The following is a 21161-nucleotide window of genomic DNA, read 5'->3' on the forward strand; positions in this document are numbered from 1 at the left end:
AGATCTGGAAGCCCGGTAACGGGTGGAGGTGACTGGTACTAATAGGCCGAGGGCTTGTCCTCAGTTGCTCGCGTCCACTGTGTTGGTTCTGAAACCACGAACAACCCCGTATGTCGGGCCACGACTGCGGTGCGGTTGACAGTTTCATAGTGTTTCGGTGGTCATAGCGTGAGGGAAACGCCCGGTTACATTCCGAACCCGGAAGCTAAGCCTCACAGCGCCGATGGTACTGCAGGGGGGACCCTGTGGGAGAGTAGGACGCCGCCGAACTAATTTTGATAAAGCCTCAGGCCCTGGACATTGTCCGGGGCCTGAGGCTTTTTTGCGTTCAGGGAGTATCGGTTGCACCCCGGGGCGTTTCTAAAGGCGGCCGGCTGCCTTCAGAGAGAGGTATGCGTCGGCCAGGGCGGGAGCCAGGTTCTCGGGGGTGGCGTCCACGACGGTGACGCCGTGGCGGGTGAGTTGTTCCGCCGTGCGGTTGCGTTCCGATTGGGCCTGAGCCGCTGCTGCCGCTTCATACACCGCTTCCGCCGTTCCGCGTGCGGAGGCCATTTTCTCCAGGTGAGGGTCGGCCACGGAGGCGACCAGGACCTTGTGCCGCCTGGTGAGGCGGGAAAGCACGGGCAGGAGACCCTCTTCGATGGGCGCCCTGTCGAGGCTGGTGAGCAGCACGATCAGGGAACCGCGGGGCGCTGTGCGCAGGGCCGTCGACGTCAGGCCTCGGGCGTCGGTCTCCAGGAGTTCCGGCTCCAGCGTCGCCAGGGCGTTGACCAGGGAGGGAAGGACGTCCCCTGCTGAGCGGCCCTGGACGAGGGCGCGTACTCGGCGGTCGTATGCGAGGAGATCCACGCGGTCGCCGGCCCGGGAGGCCAGCGCGGCCAGGAGCAGCGCGGCGTCCATGGAGGCGTCCAGGCGCGGGGTGTCGCCGACGCGGCCCGCCGAGGTGCGGCCCGTGTCGAGGACGAGCAGGATGTGCCGGTCGCGCTCCGGGCGCCAGGTGCGGACCGCGACGGCGGACTGGCGGGCCGTGGCGCGCCAGTCGATGGAGCGGGTGTCGTCGCCCGGGACGTAGTCGCGAAGGCTGTCGAATTCCGTGCCCTGGCCGCGTGTCAGCACGCTGGTGCGGCCGTCGAGTTCCCGTAGGCGGGCCAGTTTGGAGGGGAGGTGCTTCCGGCTGGTGAAGGGCGGCAGCACGCGCACCGCCCAGGGGACTCGGTGGGAGCCCTGGCGGGCGAAGAGACGCAGGGGGCCGTACGAGCGGATGGTCACGCGGTCGGAGTGGTGGTCGCCGCGACGGGTGGGGCGCAAGGTGGTCGTGACGCGGCGGCATTCCCCGGCCGGGATCGTCAGCTGGTGGCGGGGCTCCGTGCCGTCGGTTTCGGGCTGCCGGCTGCTCGGGGGCCAGGCGTCGCGGAGGTGGGCGCGCAGGGGGCGGGCCGAGGGGTTGGTGACGGTGAGTTCCACGTCGGCGGTCTGGCCCAGGCGTACGGAGGTCGCTCCGGAGCGCGTCAGGGTGAGGCGGCGTACGGGGGCGGCCAGGGCGGCGTCGCAGGCGCAGGCCAGGGCCAGCGGGGCGTTGACGGTGAGGATGCCCGTCCAGCTGGGGTCCCAGAGGCCCACGGGGAGGCTGCCGAGGGCCGCCAGGAGGGCCGCGCGTCCGGTGAGGGCCATCAGCGGGGCACCGGGACGTGGGTGAGGATCGCGTTGATGACGGAGTCCGCGGTGATGCCCTCCATCTCCGCTTCCGGGCGGAGCTGGACGCGGTGGCGGAGTGTGGGCAGGGCGAGGGCCTTGACGTCGTCGGGGATGACGTAGTCGCGGCCGGTGAGCCAGGCCCAGGCGCGTGCCGTGGAGAGGAGCGCCGTGGCGCCTCGGGGGGAGACGCCGAGGGTGAGGGAGGGGGATGCGCGGGTCGCGCGGCACACGTCCACCACGTAGGAGGTGATCTCGGGGGAGACGGAGGTCTCGGCGACGGCTGTGCGGGCGGCCTCCAGGTCGGCCGGGCCCGCCACGGGGCGTACGCCGGCGGCGCGCAGGTCGCGGGGGTCGAAGCCGTCGGCGTGGCGGGTGAGGACGTCGATCTCGTCCTCGCGGGACGGGAGAGGCACCGTCAGTTTGAGGAGGAAGCGGTCCAGCTGGGCTTCGGGGAGGGGGTAGGTGCCTTCGTGCTCGACGGGGTTCTGGGTCGCCGCCACGAGGAAGGGGTCGGGGAGGGGGCGGGGCGTGCCGTCGACCGTGACCTGGCGTTCCTCCATCGCTTCGAGGAGCGCGGACTGGGTCTTGGGCGGGGTGCGGTTGATCTCGTCGGCGAGGAGGAGGTTCGTGAAGACCGGGCCCGGCTGGAAGGAGAACTCCGTGGTGCGGGCGTCGTAGACGAGGGAGCCCGTGACGTCGCTCGGCATGAGGTCGGGGGTGAACTGGACGCGTTTGGTGTCGAGTTCGAGGCTCGCGGCGAGGGCGCGGACGAGCAGTGTCTTGGCGACCCCCGGGACCCCCTCGAGCAGGACGTGGCCGCGGCACAGGAGGGCGACGACGAGGCCGGTGACGGCGGGGTCCTGGCCGACCACGGCCTTGGAGATCTCGGCGCGCAGGGCTTCGAGGGAAGCGCGTGCGTCGCGGGGAGCTCCGGCGGGCCCGGTGGCGGTGGCGGGCCCGTTGTCAGTGGTCGGGTCCATCATGAGTGGCGTACCTCACTTTCGAGGGCGTCGAGTCGGTCGGCCAGGGCGATGAGGGCTGCGTCGTCGCCCGGTGGCGGACCGAAGAGAAGGGGGTGTGGGTCGTGGTCGAGGGCGCGAAGGCGCGTGGACAGTGCCGGGATCAGCGTCTGGGGCGTGTGGGCCTGGGCGGGGGGCACGCCGACGAGGGGGGCGAGGCGGGCATGGGTGGCGGCGCGCAGGGCCTCGGCCGCGCGGTCGCGGGCGTTCGCCTTGGCATACAGGCGGGCCCGGCCTTCGACCGTCTCTGAGGCGCGGATGGCGACGGGCAGGCGTTCGACGACGAGGGGGCCGAAGCGGCGGGCGCGCCACAGGGCGGCGAGTACGGCGGCGACGGCCAGTTGCAGGGTGCCCCATCGCCAGCCGGAGGGGATCAGGTCGAAGAAGCCGCGGCGCTCGGAGTCGGTTGCCGTCGTGTCGTCGGCGAGGGAGGGCAGGTACCAGACCAAGTGGGGGCGTGAGCCGAGGAGTTGCAGGGCGAGGGAGGCGTTGCCCTGCTGGTCGAGGCGGTCGTTGTAGAGGATGTCGGGGGCGCCGAGGACGACGGTGTCGCCCTTTCCGTGGGGGGCGGGGAGATGGAGCAGGCTGGGCAGGCCGTCGCTGAGGTAGCAGGCCTCGGCGTTCGGGGCGGAGGTGTCGTAGCGGATGCCGCCGATGTCGGCGGGGCCCGCTCGGCGGGCGGCCGGGAGGGAGCAGGCCGGGGGGAGGGTGGAGCGCTCGGCGGGCGTGGCGTGCGCGGTGACCCCCGGGGCGAGGGCCTTGAGGGATGGAGTGCCGGGGGTGACGAGGACGGTCCGGCCCCCGGAGTCCTTGGTGGCGGCGCGCAGACGGGAGCGCCGGCCGTCGCTGAGCAGGTCCGGGTCGGCGACGAGGAGGGTGGTGTCGGGGCCGGCCGCGGCTCGGGCCGCTCGGGCGGTGGTGACCACGCGGGTGGACACGCCCTGGTCGGCGAGGAGTTCGGCGAGGGCCCGGCTGCCGTGGGGGGCGGCGGAGCGCGGGTCGAGGCGGCCGTGTTCGCCGCCGGAGCGGAGGGCGGCCATGACGACGGCCGCCGCCAGGAGGACGAGCAGAGCGAGGACGATGCCCCGGGAGCGGCTCCAGAGCTGACCGGGCGTGGACGCGACCGAGGTGGAGGACGTGGGGGCGTCGGGCTGCCGCGGCTCGGTGGGGTCGGGGGAGCCGTCCGCTCGGGGGCTCTCAGGGTGTTGCTGCTCGGTGTCGGGGCGTGCGGCGGCCTGAGGTGGCTCAGTGGGGTGGGAGGAGTCGGCCGCTCGGTGGCCCTTCGGGTGTTGCTGTTCGGTAGCGGGGCGTGCGGTGGCGTGGGGTGGCTCGCTCAGGCCGGGGGAGCCGGTCGTTCGGTGGCCCCCCGGGTGTTGCCACTCGGCGGCGGTCTGAGGCGGTTCGGTCGGGTCGGGGGAGCCGGTCATTCGGTGGCTCCGTGGGGGGTGCTGGGCGGGGTGGGGTGGGTGTTGGCGGTCAGGGTCGGCTTGGTGTGTTCCAGGTCGTGGTCGAGTTCGGTCAGGCGGAGGTACGCGGGCTCGTCGGCGGTGCGGCCGCCGTACGTGACGTCGTCGAACTCGTGGGCGGCGGCGCGCAGTCGGCCGGTGTGGGCGGGCAGGGTGCGGCCCGCTTCCGCCGCGGCCTCGTCGGCGGTGCGGCCGGGGCGCGGGTCGAGGAGGGCGCGTTCCTCCAGGGCGCGGACGAGGGCGCGCATGCGTTCCTGGACGGCCTGGTTCCAGTGGCCCCGGGCGGCGTGCGCGGCGGCGGCCGCTCGGTGTTCGGCGGCGCTGCGGGGGCGGTCGTCGAAGAGGGGCGGCGTCCCGGCGGGGGTCCGGGTGGGGGTGCCGAGGCGCCACCAGAGGGCGACGCCGAGGAGTACGGCGGCCAGGACGATGACGAGGAGGCCGAACCCGCCGCCCGGGGTGGCCCCCGAGGCGGCGGTGAACAGGTCGTCGACCCAGGACCAGAAGCGGTTCAGGGCGCGCTGGAGGACGCCGGGGTCCTGCTCGTGGTACATCGGCTTGGACAGTTCGCGCTCGGCGGCTTCCCGCGCGGGGTCGCGGGGGATCGTCACCGGCGGGTCGTCGCCGGCGCGCGGCAGGAGCGGTGCCGCTCCGAACCCCATGAGCGCTGCCCCCGCCGCGGTCACCGCATCAGCTCCCCGGTGTGCCGGACGGGCCGGGGCCCTGGCCGGGCAGACCGGCGGCGCGGGCGAGTTCGAGGTCGAGGGCCTCGCGCCGGATCCGCTGGTCGATGTAGAGGAGCACGGTGACGCCGGCCGTGATGGGGAACGTCAGCATGGAGCCGATCACGGAGCCGACGCCGCTGATGATCAGGAACGTCCAGCCCAGTTCGCCGGTGTGGTCGAGGAAGCCGGTGATGCCGTCACCGCTGAGCGCGCCGGCGAGGAAGGTGAACGGGATGACGATGATCGACGCCACGATGTTCGCGATGACGGCGGCGAGCAGCTGGATGCCGAAGACGCGCCACCAGGAGCCGCGGACCAGCTTGGCGGAGCGGGTCAGGGACTTCCGGACGCTCTGCTTCTCCAGCATCAGCGCGGGAGAGGCGAGCGAGAAGCGGATCATGAGCCAGATGGCGGCGACCCCCGCGGCGAGGCCACCGAGGACGGCGAGGCTCGCCCCGGCGTCGGAGGCACCGCCGACCGCGATCAGGAGGCCGGGCAGGATGCCGACGGCGATCACCGTGGCGCCGATGAGCGGGATGAGCAGGGTCAGGCCGAACAGCTTCGCCAGTTGGGGGCGGGAGTCCCGCCAGGCCTCGGCCGCCGTCACGGACCTGCCGAGCACCGCGCGGCTGGTGACCATGGTGAGCAGGGCCGTGGCGACGATCGTGCCGAGCAGGGTGATCACGAGGACCACTCCGGAGTTCAGCATGGTGTCGCCCATGGCGCGGGTCAGTTCGCCGACGGTCGCGCTCGGGTCGTCGAGGGCGTCGGTGTCCACCGACTCGTTCAGGACGAGTCCCTGGAGGAGGACGACGACGATCTCCGTGAGCACCGCGACGGTCAGGGAGATGCCGAGGACCGTGCGCCAGTGGGCGCGCATCGTGGACACGGCGCCGTCGAGGATCTCACCGACGCCGAGCGGGCGGAGCGGGATGACGCCCGGCTTGGCGGCGGGCGGCGGGCCCTGCCAGGCGCCCCAGCCGGGGTAGCCGCCCCCGGGACCGCCGGGGGCTCCTGGGCCTGCCGGGGGGCCGCCGTGGGGGCCTTGGCCCCAGCCCCAGCCGCCGCCCTGGCCGGGCGGAGGGGGCGGAGGCGGCGGGGTCGGGCCGGAGGTGCCGGGCGGGGACCATGCGGCGGGCGGCGGCTGCTCCTTGGACCACTTGGACGGGCCGCTTTGGCGGCCTGCGTCCGCGGGCTCGGCGGCGTCCGGCTTGCCGGTGTCCGGCCCGTCGGAGTCCTGTCCGTCGGAGGGGGCGGATCCGGGCGAAGCCCAGCCCGGAGAGTCGTTCATCGTCGCTCCTTCACGGTGCCCGTCCGCGGGTGCGGCGGCAGGTTGCCAGCCATCGTGCCACGGGGCACCGGCGGGGTGACCGGGTGCCGCAGGGGTGGGACGTCCTCGGACAGCGGCGGGACACCTTCACGGGACACCTTCAATTGTCCGCCGGGTACGGGGCAGACTGGGCGGATGGCTGATCAGTACGCGCAATCCGGCGAGGACATACGGCCGACCGAGGCCCCGACGATTCCCGCGATCCGCTGGGAGGAGCCACCCGAAGGCCCCGTACTGGTCCTCCTCGACCAGACCAGGCTGCCGGGCGAGGAGAGCGAGCTGGTGTGCACCGACCCACCGGCTCTGGTGGAGGCGATCCGCGCGCTCGCGGTGCGCGGGGCACCGCTGCTGGGCATCGCGGGGGCGTACGGCGTCGCGCTCGCCGCGGCCCGCGGTTTCGATGTGGACGAGGCGGCGGACGCGCTGGCGGGGGCGCGGCCCACCGCGGTGAACCTCGCCTACGGCGCCCGCCGGGCCCAGGCGGCCCACCGCACGGCCGTGGTGAGTGGCGCGGGGCCCGAGCGGGCGGCCGGTGCCGCGCTGGAGGCGGCGCGGGCGCTGCACGCCGAGGACGCCGGGGCCAGCCGGCGGATGGCGGCCCACGGCCTGGCGCTGCTCGACGAGCTGCTGCCGGGCGGCGGGCACCGGATCCTGACGCACTGCAACACCGGGGCGCTGGTCTCCGGTGGGGAGGGCACGGCGTTCGCGGTGGCCCTGCGGGCGCATCGGGCGGGGAGTCTGCGCAGGCTGTGGGTGGACGAGACGCGGCCGCTGCTCCAGGGGGCGCGGCTCACGGCGTACGAGGCGGCGCGCAACGGCATGGCGTACACGCTGCTCACGGACAACGCGGCGGGTTCGCTGTTCGCGGCCGGGGAGGTGGACGCGGTGCTGATCGGTGCCGACCGGATCGCGGCCGACGGTTCGGTGGCGAACAAGGTGGGGAGCTATCCGCTGGCGGTGCTCGCGCGGTATCACCACGTGCCGTTCATCGTGGTGGCGCCGGTGACGAGCGTGGACCTGGAGACCCCGGACGGAGCGTCGATCGAGGTGGAGCAGCGGTCCGGCCATGAAGTGACGGAGGTCACGGTGCCGCATGTGTCGATGATCGGGACGGAGGCAGGAGGCGGTATCGCGGTGGCTCCGTTGGGGACGCAGGCGTACAACCCTGCGTTCGACGTGACACCGCCGGAGCTGGTGACGGCGATCGTCACGGAGGAGGGGGTCCTGTCGCCGGTGACGGCGGAGGGTCTCGCGGAGCTGTGCGGCAGGCGCGCGGGGTGACCGTCGGCTGACCGGATGCCCCGGTGCCGGGCCGGGCCCGGCACCGGGCCGGTCCGGGGCCGTCCGACGGGAGGGGAAGGAGCGCGGGGGCGGGGGGCTGAGTGCGGGAACGGCGACGGGCTGCGGGCGGCGGTGGGACGGTGCCGGGGCGGGTTCGGGGAGGCCGGCTCAAGACCGGGATCGTCCCGGCGGGTGCCGTGGCGGTGCCCGGCCGGGTGCTTCTTGGCTTGTTTCGTACCCCTGACCCGGCCGGTTTGCTGTCGGTCGGCTCGGGGCGAGGTGTCACGGGTGGACCCGCCCGGCGTCCGTTACCGACCTCGGCCGCGGTCGGCCACCGCAGACAGTGATGCCCCGATACGACTATCGTCACAGGTCAGTGACCTCTCTCACCAGCACCCCAGTCACTGTTACGAGAATGGGATGATGTCAGGCATGAAGGGACGAGTCCTTGTCGTCGACGACGACACCGCACTGGCCGAGATGCTCGGGATTGTGCTGCGTGGTGAAGGTTTTGAGCCGTCGTTCGTGGCTGATGGCGACAAGGCGCTGGCCGCTTTCCGGGAGGCCAAGCCCGATCTCGTGCTGCTCGATCTGATGCTGCCGGGCCGCGACGGCATCGAGGTGTGCCGCCTGATCAGGGCGGAGTCCGGGGTGCCGATCGTCATGCTCACCGCCAAGAGCGACACCGTGGACGTGGTGGTCGGTCTGGAGTCGGGGGCGGACGACTACATCGTCAAGCCCTTCAAGCCGAAGGAGCTGGTGGCCCGGATCAGGGCGCGGCTGCGCCGCTCGGAGGAGCCCGCGCCGGAGCAGCTGGCCATAGGTGACCTGGTCATCGACGTGGCGGGGCACTCCGTGAAGCGGGAGGGGCAGTCGATCGCGCTGACGCCGCTGGAGTTCGACCTGCTGGTGGCGCTGGCGCGCAAGCCGTGGCAGGTGTTCACCCGCGAGGTGCTCCTGGAACAGGTCTGGGGCTACCGGCACGCGGCGGACACCCGGCTGGTGAACGTGCACGTGCAGCGGCTGCGCTCCAAGGTCGAGCGGGACCCCGAGCGGCCGGAGATCGTGGTGACCGTCCGGGGTGTCGGTTACAAGGCCGGACCGAGCTGACATGTCCCGGGACAGTTCCTCCTCGGCGCCCGGCGGTGCAAGGGCTCGGTCGGGGCGGACTGGACCGGCGCGGCACGGGTCACGGTTCGGACGGCTCGCCGACGGCGGGCTGCTGTTGCAGGGCGGCGTGCAGGGCAGCCCCGTGCTGCGGCTCTTCGCCCGCTGGGTGCGCAGGCCGCTGCTGCCCGCCGTACGGCTGTGGCGGCGCAACATCCAGCTGAAGGTCGTCGTCACGACCCTCCTGATGTCGCTCGGCGTGGTCCTCATGCTGGGCTTCGCCGTGCTCAGCTCGGTGAACAACGGCCTGCTCAAGGCCAAGGTGAAGGCTTCGCAGAGCCAGGCCGACGGCGGCTTCCGGGCCGCCCAGGACAGTGTCAACGCCGCGCGGCAGAGCACCGAGCAGGGCCAAGGCCCCGACGGCAGCACGGTCGACGGGCGCAACGCCGCCATGTGGATGTCCGACCTCGTCGAGCAGCTGTCCAGCGGCGGCCAGAACGCGTTCGCCGTGGTGACGCTGACGTCCACGAGCGACGCGGGCAGCGTCCGCGGTTCGCGGGCCTCGGGCGGTGTGGAGCCGATCCTGAGCGTGCCGGAGGAGCTGCGCGGGCAGGTCGACAAGGGCTCCGAGGTCCTCCAGGCCAATACGCGCATCGTCTACGACGACGGGCGGGAGCCGCAGCCCGGCCTCGTGATCGGCAAGCGGCTCAACGACCTCAACGGCGATCCGTACCAGCTGTACTACCTCTTCCCGCTGACGCAGGAGGAGGAGTCGCTCAACCTCGTCAGGACCACCCTCGCCACCGCCGGGCTCTTCGTCGTCGTGCTCCTGGGCGCCATCGCCTGGCTGGTGGTGCGCCAGGTGGTCACGCCCGTGCGCATGGCCGCGGGGATCGCCGAGCGGCTGTCCGCCGGGCGCCTTCAGGAACGTATGAAGGTGACGGGGGAGGACGACATCGCGCGGCTCGGTGAGGCGTTCAACAAGATGGCGCAGAACCTCCAGCTGAAGATCCAGCAGCTGGAGGAGCTGTCGCGGATGCAGCGGCGGTTCGTGTCCGACGTCTCGCACGAGCTGCGCACGCCGCTCACGACCGTGCGGATGGCCGCCGACGTCATCCACGAGGCGCGGGTGGACTTCGATCCGGTGACGGCGCGCTCGGCGGAGTTGCTCGCCGATCAGCTGGACCGGTTCGAGTCGCTGCTCGCGGACCTGCTGGAGATCAGCAGGTTCGACGCGGGGGCGGCCGCGCTGGAGGCCGAGCCGATAGATCTGCGTGAGGTCGTCCGCAGGGTCGTCGGCGGCGCGGAGATGCTCGCCGAGCGCAAGGGCACGCACATACGGATCGTCGGGGACGAGCAGCCCGTGGTCGCGGAGGCCGATGCCCGGCGCGTGGAGCGGGTGCTGCGCAATCTCGTGGTCAACGCCGTGGAGCACGGCGAGGGCAAGGACGTCGTGGTGCGGCTCGCCGCGGCGGGCGGCGCGGTGGCGGTCGCGGTGCGGGACTACGGCGTGGGCCTCAAGCCCGGCGAGGCGACCCGGGTCTTCAGCCGCTTCTGGCGGGCGGACCCGGCACGCGCGCGTACCACCGGTGGTACGGGCCTCGGGCTGTCCATCGCCCTGGAGGACGCCCGGCTGCACGGCGGGTGGCTCCAGGCGTGGGGCGAGCCGGGGGGCGGCTCGCAGTTCCGGCTGACGTTGCCGAGGACGGCGGACGAGCCGCTGCGGGGTTCGCCGATACCGCTGGAGCCCGACGACTCGCGGCGCCACCGCGGTCTGAACGACGCCGGGCTGCCGCTCGGGGGCGGCAACAAGCTCGCGACCGTGCCCGCCCAGCCGTCCGCCGTCTCCGAGAGGGTGTCGCCGTCCATGCCCGGCAAGGGCCCGATGGCCCCCCGGTTCGCGCGGACCGGCGCCGTGGACCCGACGGCGCTGCCCGGCAGCGGCTCGCGGGTCGTGCCGCGCAGGCCGGTGGACGACGGTGTGCCGGACGGAGACGGCGCGCCGGACGGTGACGTGGTGGCAGGCGGTCCCGAAGGGGCCGCGGAGGCACAGCGCCCGGCGGGTGGTCCGCGGCAGGCGGCGCCCGAGGGCGAGGCGGGTTCGGCGAAGGATGGGGAGAGCACGCGTGGGCGCTGACCGACAGGCACGCGTGGGCGCCGACCGGCAGGGGCGTGACCGCCGTGGGCGCCGGGGGCGTCCGCTGCGCACCGGGCTGCTGCTGGGCGGCTGTGCGGCCCTCCTGGCCGGCTGCGCCGCGATGCCCGACAGCGGGAACCTGGAGTCCGTGGACGCCTCGCAGCGGCCCGACTCCCGCCCGCAGGTCCGCGTCTACGCGATGCCGCCGCGCGAGGGCGCCCGGGCCGTGGAGATCGTGCAGGGCTTCCTGGAGGCGCTGACCAGCGACGATCCGCAGTTCGCGATGGCACGCAAGTATCTGACGAAGGACGCGTCGAAGCACTGGAACCCCGAGGGGTCCACCACGGTGCTCGCGGACGGCCCGAACACCGACGCGGGCAACGCGGGCAACGACGTGGAGGGCAGTCGGCGGTTCGCGCTGACCGGCCGGCAGGTCGCGCGGGTGGACGAGCAGCACGCGTACCGGCCCGAGGAGGCGTCCTACAGCCAGAGCGTGCACCTGAGCCAGGTGCGGGGGCCCGGGGGCCGCAAGGAGTGGCGCATCGACAAGCCGCCGCCGGGAGTGGTGCTCGGCGAGTCGGACTTCCAGCGCATCTACCGGTCCGTCAACAAGTACTACTTCGCGGGCCCTTCGGGGGCGGGCGCGAACGGCCGGACGGGACTCGTCGCCGACCCCATCTACATCCGGCAGCGGATCGATCCGCTGACGCAGACGGTGAAGGCGTTGCTGGCGGGCCCGACCAACTGGCTCGACCAGGTGGTCGAGTCGAGGTTCCGCAGCGGTACGCGGCTCAAGGACCCCCGGGCGTCGCTGACGCCGGACGACCAGAACCGGCTGACCGTGCAGCTGAACAAGCAGGCCGACGACGCCAGTCAGACGCGGTGCCGGGAGATGGCGGCGCAACTGCTGTTCACCCTCCAGGACCTGACGCCCTCGGGGGTGGAGCAGGTGACGCTCCAGAGGTCCAACGGTTCGATGCTCTGCGTCCTGAGCCAGAACCACGCCCAGAGCGTCGCGGCGCACCGCGGCGCGGAGCGGCCCGACTACCAGTACTTCATCGACGAGAAGCACCGCCTGGTGCGGATGCCGGCCAATGCCGGGAGCACCGCGGACCCGGAGCCGGTGAACGGCATCCTCGGCACCGGCGACCAGCCGCTGCGCTCGGCGGCGGTCTCGCGCGACGAGAAGCGGGCCGCCGGGGTGTCGCTCGACGGGAAGTCGCTGTACACCGGGTCGCTGTTCCTGGAGGACACGCTCGGCAAGGCGCAGGTGCGCAGCAAGGCCAAGGCGGAGGAGGACCGCCTCTCCACGCCCAGCTGGGACGGCAGGGGCGACCTGTGGGTGGCCGACCGCGACCCCCAGCGGCCGCGGCTGCTCTGGTTGGAGCGGGGCGAGGGCCACGCGGTGCAGGTCGAGGTGCCCGGACTCGACGGGCGTATCGAGGCGGTACGGGTGTCGGCCGACGGCGTGCGCATCGCACTGCTGGTGGAGAAGGACGACAAGACCTCGCTGTGGATCGGCCGGGTGGAGCGCGGTGAGCGGGGCGAGGGCGAGCGGCCGCGGATATCGGTGCTCGACCCCACCCAGGCCGCGCCGCGGATGGAGCGGGTCACCGCCATGTCCTGGGCCGGGGGCAGCCGCCTCGTGGTGGTCGGGCGGGAGTCCGGCGGGGTGCAGCAGATGCGGTACGTCCAGTGCGACGGGTCGGTGCTCTCGGGCACCACGCTGCCGGGGCTGACGGGCGTCAAGGAGATCGCGGCCTCCGAGAGCGAGCAGCAGCCGCTGGTGGCGCACTCGGACGACGGGATCGTACGGCTGCCGGCGGGATCGCAGTGGCAGACAGTGGTCAAGGAGGGGTCGGCTCCGGTCTACCCGGGGTGAGGCGGTCCGGCGTGGGGGCGCGGGTCGCGGGGTCGCGGGGTCGCGGGGTCGCGGGGTCGCGTGAGAGTTATCCACAGGCGCTTGTCCACAGGGCTGGTGGCGCCGGCCGCCCGTTGGCACAGTGGGGTCATGCGGGGGTGGTGGCGGGACCTGACCGACCTGGTGCTGCCGGCCGAGTGCGGGGGCTGCGGACGGCTTCGCGCGGTGCTGTGCGCCGAGTGCCGGGCGGCGCTGTGCGGGAGCGCGCCGCGCCGGGTGCGGCCGGTGCCCGAGCCGGACGGACTGCCGGTGGTACACGCGGCGGCGCCGTACGCGGACGCGGTGCGGGCCGCGCTGCTCGCGCACAAGGAGCGCGGCGCCCTGGGGCTCGCGGGACCCCTGGGCGAAGCGTTGGCCAGAGCTGTGCTCGCCGGTCTGCGGGCGGAGGGCGGGAAACGGGGTGATACGGGGACGGGTTCCTGGGTAGACGGCACGCACGGCGGCTCACAGGGGCGTGCGGTGCCGTTGTCGCTCGTCCCCGTGCCGTCGGCGCGTGCCGCGGTGCGGGCGCGTGGACATGACCCGGCGCGGCGGATCGCGCTCGCCGCGGCGGGTGAGCTGCGACGAGCGGGGATCCCGGCGCGGGTGCTCGCGGTGCTGCGCCAACGGCGTGCGGTGGCCGATCAGTCGGGGCTCGGCTCCCGGCAGCGGCGGGCCAATCTGGCGGGCGCCCTGGAGGTGACCGCCGGGGGCGGCCGACTGCTGGCGGGGTCCGGCCGGATCGTGGTCGTGGACGACCTGATGACCACCGGCGCCTCATTGGCGGAGGCCGCGCGCGCAATACGTGAACAGTACAGAGAAAACGGCATGCGGCCGGAGGCCGGTGCGGCCGTTGTCGCCGGGCCTCCGGATTCTTTCGGAATAAACCGGAACTGATGGAGAAGTTGTGTCGTTGCAGGTGGTGAGAGGACTGATACACCTGAATGGAGGTACGTAGCAGTAGAGGGTGACGACATCCGTCCGGGCGAGATATGTTCGGTTGTGAGGAATGGCGAACGCCGCGCCTCGCATATCGGAATGCCGGTCCATGCCGGTCCAAAGGGTTCGCGGATCTTGGATTCGCGCAATCACCCGGACCGGTGGGGTGGAGATCTTGCCCGCGGGGGAGGAGGAGGTGGACGTCACCGAGTCCGAGGCCCCGGAAGTCACCGGGGTCTGGTGCAAAAGGGAGATGCTCCGCCGCTGAAGCGGAGCGATCCGGGAACGGAGTTCTGCGTGGACATCGTCGTCAAGGGCCGCAAGACCGAGGTGCCCGAGCGGTTCCGCAAGCACGTGGCCGAGAAGCTGAAGCTGGACAAGATCCAGAAGCTCGACGGCAAGGTGATCAGCCTCGACGTCGAGGTGTCCAAGGAAACCAACCCGCGTCAGGCCGACCGTTCCGACCGCGTGGAGATCACCCTCCGCGGGCGCGGACCCGTGATCCGCGCGGAAGCCGCGGCGGCCGATCCGTACGCGGCGCTGGACCTGGCCACGGCCAAGCTCGACGCCAGCCTGCGCAAGCAGCACGAGAAGCGCCACAACCGGCGTGGCAACGGCCGGCTCTCGGCCGCCGAGGTCGCCGAGCGCGTCCCCGACGCGGCGACGCTCAACGGGGACGGCACCCTCGCGCGTGACGAAGAGCCCGACGGTGTACCGGTCAAGAAGATCGGCTCGCTGGAGATCCAGGGCGAAGGCCCCCTCGTGGTCCGCGAGAAGACGCACGTCGCGGCCCCCATGTCGCTCGATCAGGCGCTCTATGAGATGGAACTGGTCGGACACGACTTCTACTTGTTCGTCGACTCCGAATCCAAGGAACCCAGCGTCGTCTACCGGCGGCACGCCTACGACTACGGCGTCATCCGCCTCAACACCGACCCGATGGTCGCCAACGCGGAGACGGCCGGTGCCGGTGGGGCCCTCGGCGGCTGACCCGCCGCCCCCCTGACCGCCGTCATGGTGCCCCTGGAGCGCGTGTGCGCCCCCCAGGGGCACCCTCGTGCGACCAGTGCGCGCACCGCACCGGCTCCGGACGTGAAATCATGGGCCCGCCGGTCAACCGGCGTGCTGCCGCCCGGGGTTGGCGCAGCACCGGCACAACAGGCCACGGCCTTCATGGGGGAGGAACGATGGCGGACAGCTTCGGACCGATGCGTCACGAGGATGCCGCGGACGGCATCGGCATCGGATCGGAGGCGGGCACTCCGCGCAAGGAGCCCATTCGGGTCCTTGTCGTGGACGACCACGCCCTCTTCCGCCGCGGCCTGGAGATCGTCCTCGCCGCCGAGGAGGACATCCAGGTCGTCGGCGAGGCCGGCGACGGCGCCGAGGCGGTGGACAAGGCCGCCGACCTGCTGCCCGACATCGTGCTGATGGACGTCCGCATGCCCAAGCGCGGCGGCATCGAGGCGTGCACCTCCATCAAGGAGGTGGCACCCAGCGCCAAGATCATCATGTTGACCATAAGCGACGAGGAGGCGGACCTCTACGACGCGATCAAGGCGGGCGCCACCGGATACCTCCTCAAGGAGATCTCCACGGACGAGGTGGCCACGGCGATTCGCGCGGTGGCCGACGGGCAGTCGCAGATCAGCCCGTCGATGGCCTCGAAGCTGCTCACCGAGTTCAAGTCGATGATCCAGCGCACCGACGAGCGCAGACTCGTGCCCGCGCCGCGCCTGACCGACCGTGAACTGGAAGTCCTGAAACTCGTCGCCACGGGGATGAACAACCGCGACATCGCCAAAGAGCTGTTCATCTCCGAGAACACCGTGAAGAACCACGTGCGCAACATCCTGGAGAAGCTGCAACTGCATTCCAGGATGGAGGCCGTGGTGTACGCGATGCGGGAGAAGATCCTGGAGATCAGGTGAGGGCGCGCACCAGCTCGGCCGTCAGCTCCGGACGGTTCACCCGCTCCACCCGTACGGCATCGCAGCCGACCCAGGACGCCGCCTCCAGGAGCGCCTGGGCCATCGGCGCCACCGCCTTCGGGGAGTCCAGCGAGACCTGCCTGGCCACCAGCGTGCTGCCCTCGCGCGCGGGGTCGACCCGGCCCAGGAGCCTGCCGCCGGCGAGCAGGGGCATCGCGAAGTAGCCGTGTATCCGCCTGGGCTTGGGCACATAGGCCTCCAGGCGGTGCGTGAAGCCGAAGATCCGCTCCGTGCGCGCCCGCTCCCAGATCAGGGAGTCGAAGGGGGACAGCAGCGTCGTGCGGTGCCGGCCGCGGGGGGTCGTCTCCAGCGCCTTCGGGTCGGCCCAGGCCGGCTTGTCCCAGCCCTGGACCGTCACCGGCACCAGACCCGACTCCGCGACCACCGCGTCGAACTGCTCGCCCTTCAGGCGGTGGTAGTCGGCGATGTCCGCGCGCGTGCCGACGCCCAGCGCCTCGCCGGCCAGGCGCACCAGGCGGCGCAGGCACTCCGTGTCGCTCAGGTCGTCGTGCAGCAGCGCGTCCGGGATGGCGCGCTCCGCCAGGTCGTACACCCGCTTCCAGGAGCGGCGCTCGGTGCACACCACCTCGCCGTACATCAGCGCGCGCTCGACGGCGATCTTCGCGTCCGACCAGTCCCACCACTCGCCCTTGTTCTTCGCGCCGCCCAGCTCGGTGGCGGTCAGTGGGCCCTCGGCGCGCAGTTGTGCGACGACCTGGTCGTAGGCGCCGTCGGGCAGGTCGTGGTGCCAGTGGGGGCGGGCGCGGTAGGCGCGGCGGCGGAAGGCGAAGTGCGGCCACTCCTCGACGGGCAGGACGCACGCGGCGTGCGACCAGTACTCGAACGCGTGGGTCTGCGTCCAGTACGCCGCCTCGACCGTGTCGCGGCCGACGGCGCCGAGGCGGGCGTAAGGGACGAGTTCGTGCGAGCGGGCCAGCACGGAGATCGTGTCGAGCTGGACCGCGCCGAGGTGACGCAGCACGCCCCGCACACCGGAGCGGCGGTCGGGCGCGCCCAGGAACCCCTGGGCCCGCAGCGCGATGCGGCGGGCTTCGTCGGCGGAGAGGTCGATCACGGGGCGCGGCAGGCTCGTCATGGTCGAAACGATAGGCGGCGGCACTGACAGCCGGGCGGGGGTCTCGACCCCTCAGGTTCGCGCCGGCAGGTAGGGCCGCGCGGACGGCAGACCGAGGTCACCGGGGAGCAGGGCGCCCACCCAGCCGTCCCGGAGGGTGCCCTTGTTCAGCAGGCTCGCACGGAGCACGCCCTCGACGGTGAAACCGGCCTTCTCCACGACGGCCCGCGACCCGTGGTTGCCGACCTCGGCGCGCCATTCGAGGCGCGGGCAGCGCAGTTCGGTGAAGGCCCAGCGGGCGAGAGCGAGCACCGCCTCCGTCATGTAGCCCTGCCCCCGGTGCTCTTCGGCCGTCCAGAAGCCGACCTCCCAGGCGCCCGAGTGCGGGTGGTGCAGGCTGGTCGCGGCGAGCAGGGGGCCGCCGTCCCGGGGCCGTACGGCGAAGGTGTACTCCGAGTCGCCCCGCCAGCCGTCGGGGACCATGCGGTGGACGAAGTTCTCGGCGTCCACGCGCGCGTACGGCGAGGGAATGGTGGTCCAGCGCTGGATCTCGGGGTCCTGGCAGGCCGCGTGGACCTCGTCGATGTCGCGCGGGGTGAAGGCGCGCAGGCTCAGGCGGTCGGTCGTGAGGGTGACGGGCTCCATCAGGAGATGATGCGGGGGGCGCCGTTCCGGGGGCCAGCGTTTTTGCCGGCCCGGTGTGGTCATCACGTACCGGCCGCACATGCCACCCGGCACCTTCGGCGCCCCTCGGCCGTTGACCTCAGAGCAGACCTCCCGGCGCGGGCGGGTCCTCGCATACGATGACCGTTGCCCGACGAGTAAAACCCGACCATGCCAGGCCCGACCGGCAAGGAGACCAACCCCCGTGTCCGTCCTCTCGAAGATCATGCGTGCAGGCGAAGGCAAGATCCTGCGCAAGCTGCACCGCATCGCGGACCAGGTCAACTCCATCGAAGAGGACTTCGTCAGCCTCTCCGACGCCGAGCTGCGCGCGCTGACCCAGGAGTACAAGGAGCGATACGCCGACGGCGAGACGCTCGACGACCTGCTGCCCGAGGCCTTCGCGACGGTCCGTGAGGCCGCCAAGCGCGTCCTGGGCCAGCGGCACTACGACGTCCAGATGATGGGCGGTGCCGCGCTGCACATGGGCTATGTCGCCGAGATGAAGACCGGTGAGGGCAAGACCCTCGTCGGCACGCTGCCCGCGTATCTGAACGCCCTGTCAGGCAAGGGCGTCCACCTGATCACGGTCAACGACTACCTGGCCGAGCGCGACTCCGAGATGATGGGCCGCGTCCACAAGTTCCTGGGTCTGAGCGTCGGCTGCATCCTGGCCAACATGACGCCGGCCCAGCGCCGTGAGCAGTACAACTGCGACATCACCTACGGCACGAACAACGAGTTCGGCTTCGACTACCTCCGCGACAACATGGCGTGGTCGCAGGACGAGCTGGTGCAGCGCGGCCACAACTTCGCGATCGTCGACGAGGTCGACTCGATCCTGGTCGACGAGGCCCGCACCCCGCTGATCATCTCCGGCCCCGCCGACCAGGCCACCAAGTGGTACGGCGACTTCGCCAAGCTCGTCACCCGCCTCACCAAGGGCGAGCCCGGCAACCCCCTCAAGGGCATCGAGGAGACCGGGGACTACGAGGTCGACGAGAAGAAGCGCACCGTCGCCATCCACGAGTCCGGCGTGAGCAAGGTCGAGGACTGGCTGGGCATCGACAACCTCTACGAGTCGGTGAACACGCCGCTGGTGGGTTACCTCAACAACGCCATCAAGGCCAAGGAACTCTTCAAGAAGGACAAGGACTACGTCGTCATCGACGGCGAAGTCATGATCGTCGACGAGCACACCGGCCGTATCCTCGCCGGCCGCCGCTACAACGAGGGCATGCACCAGGCGATCGAGGCGAAGGAAGGGGTGGACATCAAGGACGAGAACCAGACCCTCGCCACCATCACCCTCCAGAACTTCTTCCGCCTCTACAAGCGCGAGGGCTACGACAGCGGCCTGTCCGGCATGACCGGTACGGCGATGACCGAGGCCGCCGAGTTCCACCAGATCTACAAGCTGGGCGTCGTGCCGATCCCGACGAACCGGCCGATGGTCCGCGCCGACCAGTCCGACCTGATCTACCGCACCGAGGTCGCCAAGTTCGCCGCCGTCGTCGACGACATCGCGGAGAAGCACGAGAAGGGGCAGCCGATCCTGGTCGGCACCACCTCCGTGGAGAAGTCGGAGTACCTCTCGCAGCAGCTCTCCAAGCGGGGCATCCAGCACGAGGTGCTCAACGCCAAGCAGCACGACCGTGAGGCCACGATCGTCGCGCAGGCCGGTCGCAAGGGCGCCGTCACGGTCGCCACGAACATGGCCGGCCGTGGTACGGACATCAAGCTCGGCGGCAACCCCGAGGACCTCGCCGAGGCCGAGCTGCGCCAGCGCGGTCTCGACCCCGTGGAGCACGTCGAGGAGTGGGCGGCCGCGCTGCCCGCCGCCCTGGAGAAGGCCGAGCGGGCCGTCAAGCAGGAGTTCGAGGAGGTCAAGGCCCTCGGCGGGCTGTACGTCCTCGGCACGGAGCGCCACGAGTCGCGCCGGATCGACAACCAGCTGCGTGGTCGTTCCGGACGCCAGGGCGACCCGGGCGAGTCCCGGTTCTACCTCTCGCTGGGCGACGACCTGATGCGGCTCTTCAAGGCGCAGATGGTCGAGCGCGTCATGTCGATGGCCAACGTCCCCGACGACGTGCCGATCGAGAACAAGATGGTCACGCGCGCCATCGCCTCGGCCCAGTCGCAGGTCGAGCAGCAGAACTTCGAGACCCGCAAGAACGTCCTCAAGTACGACGAGGTCCTCAACCGCCAGCGCGAGGTCATCTACGGAGAGCGTCGCCGCGTCCTGGAGGGCGAGGATCTGCAGGAGCAGATCGCGCACTTCATGGACGACACCATCGACGCGTACATCGCCGCCGAGACCGCCGAGGGCTTCGCCGAGGAGTGGGACCTGGACCGGCTGTGGGGCGCCTTCCGGCAGCTCTACCCCGTCAAGGTCACCATCGAGGAGCTGGAGGACGCGGCGGGCGACCGCGCGGGCCTCACCGCCGAGTTCATCTCCGAGTCCATCAAGGACGACATCCACGAGCAGTACGCGGCGCGGGAGCAGCAGCTCGGCTCCGACATCATGCGTGAGCTGGAGCGCCGGGTCGTCCTGTCGGTGCTCGACCGCAAGTGGCGCGAGCACCTCTACGAGATGGACTACCTCCAGGAGGGCATCGGCCTGCGGGCCATGGCGCAGAAGGACCCGCTGGTCGAGTACCAGCGCGAGGGCTTCGACATGTTCAACGCCATGATGGACGGCATCAAGGAGGAGTCCGTCGGCTACCTGTTCAACCTGGAGGTCCAGGTCGAGCAGCAGGTCGAGGAGGTCCCCGTCGAGGACGCGGCCGCCACCTCGCTCACCAAGGACGGCGCGCAGGACGCGGTTCCGGCCGGCGCCGGGGCGCGCCCCGAGATCCGCGCGAAGGGCCTGGAGGCTCCGCAGCGCCCCGACCGCCTGCACTTCCAGGCGCCGAACGCCGAGGGCGGCGTGGACGAGGGCGACTTCACCACGGACGGTTCCGGGGTGCGGTCCGAGGCGGACGGGATGACCCGCGCGGAGCGCCGCAAGGCCCAGAAGGGCGGGCGTCGCCGCAAGAAGTGAGGCGCGCTGTCGCGGTGACCGGGCGCTGACCGGGTCCGGTCAGGTTGCCCCCGGGCGGCCTGACCGGGCCGGGCGCGGGCTGGTTCGAGGGGCCGGGGATTTCTCCGGCCCCTTTGTCGTGGGGCCCGGCCCCTGTGGCGTAGGTCAGTGGCTCTTCTCCGTCTCCACCGCCGTGCAGCGCCATTTGCGGTCCGGGCCCAGCGCCAGGCGGAAGGCGAGCGCGCGCAGTCTCGGGCCCGCCGTGACGCGGGCGAAGACCTCGTAGGCGTCGGGGTGCGGCTGGTAGTGGCCGATGCGGTGGATGGTGGGGCGGTGGCCGTCCGCGCACAGCGGGGCCAGCTCGGCGAGGCGGGCCAGCTCGTCGTACGCCGTGTTGGCGATGTGGCGGGCCACCCAGTGCAGGGGGCGCTGTCCGCTGAGGACGAGCAGCAGGCGTTCGGCGAAGACCTCCGTGGGGTGCGGGGGCGGCTGCGCCGGGATCGCGCGCAGGGGCCGGCGGGAGTCCCTGCGGGTGGGCGGACGGCCGGTGGGCGGGCGGGACGCCGAGGGGCGGGGACGTGGTCTCGTCATCACCTTGCGCATGGGAGCCTCCTTCATCGCCTGCTGTACCGGGGAGTAACTTCCCGTTGGGGATCTTGTACGGGGGCGGTGGTGGCCGGTGCAAGGGTTCGGCGGCGGCCCGGGGGCGGGCCGGGCGGTTCACCTATCCGGGGGGTCGCGCGGGCCGGTGGCGCCGCGAGCGCGGGATGGCGGCGGGTGAGACCGCGGACGGGCGTGGACGGCTCCCCGGCAG

At 72.1% G+C, this 21161-nt stretch carries 16 protein-coding genes and 1 rRNA gene; 9 read left to right on the forward strand and 8 right to left on the reverse strand.

Features of this window, described 5'->3' with window-relative positions:
* Positions 1 to 153: 153 nt before the first annotated feature.
* Positions 154 to 270 (forward strand): 5S ribosomal RNA (rrf, locus tag ABZ385_RS09090).
* A 90-nt stretch (positions 271 to 360) separates the two neighbouring features.
* Here the strand turns inward: rrf and ABZ385_RS09095 are convergent.
* From ABZ385_RS09095 to ABZ385_RS09115, 5 genes are read right to left on the reverse strand one after another with little or no spacing between them, the layout of a single operon-like run.
* A complete protein-coding gene (locus tag ABZ385_RS09095; RefSeq protein WP_358910613.1) occupies positions 361 to 1671 on the reverse strand; it encodes a DUF58 domain-containing protein in 1311 nt (436 codons plus the stop codon).
* On the reverse strand, positions 1671 to 2675 hold the full coding sequence (locus ABZ385_RS09100) for a MoxR family ATPase (RefSeq protein ID WP_358910854.1): 1005 nt from the start codon (positions 2673 to 2675) through the stop codon (positions 1671 to 1673). Before ABZ385_RS09100 ends, ABZ385_RS09095 begins: the two co-directional genes overlap by 1 nt.
* Positions 2675 to 4141: a DUF4350 domain-containing protein gene (locus ABZ385_RS09105; protein ID WP_358910615.1), complete on the reverse strand. Its 1467-nt coding sequence runs from the start codon at positions 4139 to 4141 to the stop codon at positions 2675 to 2677. The genes ABZ385_RS09100 and ABZ385_RS09105 overlap by 1 nt, the downstream gene beginning before the upstream one ends.
* Positions 4138 to 4839, reverse strand: coding sequence for a DUF4129 domain-containing protein (locus tag ABZ385_RS09110; protein WP_358590128.1), 702 nt, complete (start codon positions 4837 to 4839; stop codon positions 4138 to 4140). The genes ABZ385_RS09105 and ABZ385_RS09110 overlap by 4 nt, the downstream gene beginning before the upstream one ends.
* Before the next feature lie 28 nt (positions 4840 to 4867).
* A complete protein-coding gene (locus ABZ385_RS09115) occupies positions 4868 to 6193 on the reverse strand; it encodes a glycerophosphoryl diester phosphodiesterase membrane domain-containing protein (RefSeq protein ID WP_358590125.1) in 1326 nt (441 codons plus the stop codon).
* Between the two features lie 174 nt (positions 6194 to 6367).
* On the opposite strand from ABZ385_RS09115, the gene mtnA reads away from it, so the two are divergent.
* The 7 genes from mtnA (at position 6368) to ABZ385_RS09150 (ending at position 15527) form a co-directional block, all read left to right on the forward strand.
* Positions 6368 to 7513, forward strand: coding sequence for an S-methyl-5-thioribose-1-phosphate isomerase (gene mtnA, locus ABZ385_RS09120; protein ID WP_358910617.1), 1146 nt, complete (start codon positions 6368 to 6370; stop codon positions 7511 to 7513).
* Between the two features lie 420 nt (positions 7514 to 7933).
* On the forward strand, positions 7934 to 8623 hold the full coding sequence (gene mtrA / locus ABZ385_RS09125; protein WP_198502768.1) for a two-component system response regulator MtrA: 690 nt from the start codon (positions 7934 to 7936) through the stop codon (positions 8621 to 8623).
* Between the two features lies 1 nt (position 8624).
* Positions 8625 to 10757 carry an MtrAB system histidine kinase MtrB gene (gene mtrB / locus ABZ385_RS09130; protein WP_358910619.1) on the forward strand — a complete coding sequence of 711 codons (2133 nt, stop codon included), beginning with the start codon at positions 8625 to 8627 and terminating at the stop codon, positions 10755 to 10757.
* Between the two features lie 121 nt (positions 10758 to 10878).
* On the forward strand, positions 10879 to 12639 hold the full coding sequence (locus tag ABZ385_RS09135; protein ID WP_358910856.1) for an LpqB family beta-propeller domain-containing protein: 1761 nt from the start codon (positions 10879 to 10881) through the stop codon (positions 12637 to 12639).
* Positions 12640 to 12768: 129 nt separating this feature from the next.
* Complete coding sequence (locus ABZ385_RS09140; RefSeq protein WP_358910621.1) at positions 12769 to 13554, forward strand: ComF family protein; 786 nt, start codon at positions 12769 to 12771, stop codon at positions 13552 to 13554.
* Between the two features lie 306 nt (positions 13555 to 13860).
* On the forward strand, positions 13861 to 14586 hold the full coding sequence (gene raiA, locus ABZ385_RS09145; RefSeq protein ID WP_358587520.1) for a ribosome-associated translation inhibitor RaiA: 726 nt from the start codon (positions 13861 to 13863) through the stop codon (positions 14584 to 14586).
* A 197-nt stretch (positions 14587 to 14783) separates the two neighbouring features.
* On the forward strand, positions 14784 to 15527 hold the full coding sequence (locus ABZ385_RS09150) for a response regulator transcription factor (RefSeq protein ID WP_358587497.1): 744 nt from the start codon (positions 14784 to 14786) through the stop codon (positions 15525 to 15527).
* On the opposite strand, the gene ABZ385_RS09155 is transcribed toward ABZ385_RS09150, so the two are convergent.
* Positions 15520 to 16683 (reverse strand): crosslink repair DNA glycosylase YcaQ family protein, encoded by a 1164-nt coding sequence (locus ABZ385_RS09155; RefSeq protein ID WP_358587500.1) that lies wholly within the window; start codon positions 16681 to 16683, stop codon positions 15520 to 15522. The two genes, ABZ385_RS09150 and ABZ385_RS09155, sit on opposite strands and share 8 nt — an antisense overlap.
* Positions 16684 to 16734: 51 nt before the next feature.
* Entirely contained in the window at positions 16735 to 17307 is a 573-nt protein-coding gene (locus ABZ385_RS09160; RefSeq protein WP_358587502.1) for a GNAT family N-acetyltransferase, read from the reverse strand.
* 223 nt (positions 17308 to 17530) lie between these two features.
* On the opposite strand from ABZ385_RS09160, the gene secA reads away from it, so the two are divergent.
* The gene (gene secA / locus ABZ385_RS09165) at positions 17531 to 20368 is read left to right on the forward strand and encodes a preprotein translocase subunit SecA (RefSeq protein WP_358587504.1); all 2838 of its coding nucleotides are present in this window, start codon (positions 17531 to 17533) and stop codon (positions 20366 to 20368) included.
* A gap of 144 nt (positions 20369 to 20512) precedes the next feature.
* Here the strand turns inward: secA and ABZ385_RS09170 are convergent, their stop codons facing one another.
* Positions 20513 to 20950 carry an Rv3235 family protein gene (locus ABZ385_RS09170; protein WP_358910623.1) on the reverse strand — a complete coding sequence of 146 codons (438 nt, stop codon included), beginning with the start codon at positions 20948 to 20950 and terminating at the stop codon, positions 20513 to 20515.
* Positions 20951 to 21161 lie beyond the last annotated feature (211 nt).

The organism is Streptomyces sp. NPDC005898 (genome assembly GCF_040629635.1).
Taxonomy (GTDB): domain Bacteria; phylum Actinomycetota; class Actinomycetes; order Streptomycetales; family Streptomycetaceae; genus Streptomyces.

Bases quoted from the DNA above. Each gene is read 5' to 3' on its own strand.
- ABZ385_RS09095 (WP_358910613.1), bottom strand. From the start codon at position 1,671: ATGGCCCTCACCGGACGCGCGGCCCTCCTGGCGGCCCTCGGCAGCCTC.
- ABZ385_RS09100 (WP_358910854.1), bottom strand. From the start codon at position 2,675: ATGGACCCGACCACTGACAACGGGCCCGCCACCGCCACCGGGCCCGCC.
- ABZ385_RS09105 (WP_358910615.1), bottom strand. From the start codon at position 4,141: ATGACCGGCTCCCCCGACCCGACCGAACCGCCTCAGACCGCCGCCGAG.
- ABZ385_RS09110 (WP_358590128.1), bottom strand. From the start codon at position 4,839: ATGGGGTTCGGAGCGGCACCGCTCCTGCCGCGCGCCGGCGACGACCCG.
- ABZ385_RS09115 (WP_358590125.1), bottom strand. From the start codon at position 6,193: ATGAACGACTCTCCGGGCTGGGCTTCGCCCGGATCCGCCCCCTCCGAC.
- mtnA (WP_358910617.1), top strand. From the start codon at position 6,368: ATGGCTGATCAGTACGCGCAATCCGGCGAGGACATACGGCCGACCGAG.
- mtrA (WP_198502768.1), top strand. From the start codon at position 7,934: ATGATGTCAGGCATGAAGGGACGAGTCCTTGTCGTCGACGACGACACC.
- mtrB (WP_358910619.1), top strand. From the start codon at position 8,625: ATGTCCCGGGACAGTTCCTCCTCGGCGCCCGGCGGTGCAAGGGCTCGG.
- ABZ385_RS09135 (WP_358910856.1), top strand. From the start codon at position 10,879: ATGCCCGACAGCGGGAACCTGGAGTCCGTGGACGCCTCGCAGCGGCCC.
- ABZ385_RS09140 (WP_358910621.1), top strand. From the start codon at position 12,769: ATGCGGGGGTGGTGGCGGGACCTGACCGACCTGGTGCTGCCGGCCGAG.
- ABZ385_RS09150 (WP_358587497.1), top strand. From the start codon at position 14,784: ATGGCGGACAGCTTCGGACCGATGCGTCACGAGGATGCCGCGGACGGC.
- ABZ385_RS09155 (WP_358587500.1), bottom strand. From the start codon at position 16,683: ATGACGAGCCTGCCGCGCCCCGTGATCGACCTCTCCGCCGACGAAGCC.
- ABZ385_RS09160 (WP_358587502.1), bottom strand. From the start codon at position 17,307: ATGGAGCCCGTCACCCTCACGACCGACCGCCTGAGCCTGCGCGCCTTC.
- ABZ385_RS09170 (WP_358910623.1), bottom strand. From the start codon at position 20,950: ATGCGCAAGGTGATGACGAGACCACGTCCCCGCCCCTCGGCGTCCCGC.